Source organism: Myroides sp. WP-1 (assembly GCF_014145635.1).
Lineage (GTDB): Bacteria > Bacteroidota > Bacteroidia > Flavobacteriales > Flavobacteriaceae > Flavobacterium.
In genome coordinates this window covers 1-1,047 of sequence record NZ_JACHTC010000064.1, presented here as the reverse complement: position 1 = coordinate 1,047, position 1,047 = coordinate 1, and the positions used below count along the sequence as shown (strand labels likewise).

Sequence of the window (1,047 nt, the reverse complement as noted above, 5' to 3'; positions counted from 1 at the left end):
GGATGTTTGATTTATCAAAATCAAAGTAAATTGGTTGTAACTGTAATTTCTTGAATAAGTCGTCGTTAACTCCTAATGGTTTCTCGGTTTTTTCTAATCCGATATTCACGGTCTTAACTCCTGGTTCGCGATTGATGTTAAAGGCAACTTCTACTGTATTGTACAGCTCTTTCTCTGCCTTAATGCGGTATTTGTTTCCACAATCTAATAGCGAAGTTACGTAATATCCTTTAGTATTTGTATACAACGTATCTGATTTTTGATACAAAGCATCTGAAATAATCACAAGTGCATTTGCTAATACCTCGTTTGTATCTTTGTCATATACGGTTCCTTCTATACTTTGCTTACACGGTTTTTCCGCTAAAAAATAAATGTCATCTGAACCTTTGCCCTCTGAGCGATTAGAACTAACAAATCCCTTGCCTTGTTTGGGGTCTAAATAGAATCCAAAATCATCTAAATTACTGTTAATTGGAGTTCCCATATTGACTACCGGACCAAAACTACCATTGGGATAAAGTTTGGATACAAAAATATCCATACCTCCTAATCCTGGATGTCCGTCAGAAGAAAAATAAAGCTGGTTATCTGATGAGATGAATGGAAAACTCTCGCGGCCTTCGGTATTAATCGACTTCCCTAGGTTTTCTACCTCTCCATATCCTCCATTTTCATATAGCGCTACGCGAAACAAATCTGATTGTCCTAAGCTTCCTTTGCGATCCGAAACAAAGTACAACCATTTATCATCTGGAGTTAAAGCAGGATGGGCTGTATTAAAATTGTCTGAATTAAATGGCAATTCCTCTACTAGTCCCCACTTCCCATCCGATTGCTTTACTGTTTTATATAATTTCAACAATGACGTCTTGTCTTTGTTTTGTTTGCTTCTTCCGCTGTTTTTGGAATTGTTACGTGTAAAATACATCGTATTACCGTCCTGGGTAAACACTGCTGTGGCGTCATTCACTTTGGATTGAATCTCCGAGGCAAACAACACAGGCTCTGTAAATCCAGATGATCCTATAGTTGAACTGTACAAGC

1 protein-coding gene is annotated in these 1,047 nt (G+C 37.6%); it reads right to left on the bottom strand.

All coding sequences use genetic code 11. The features are described from left to right. A partial coding sequence (locus H4K33_RS16330; protein ID WP_182650863.1) for a carboxypeptidase regulatory-like domain-containing protein occupies nt 1-1,047 on the bottom strand: 1,047 nt, incomplete at both ends.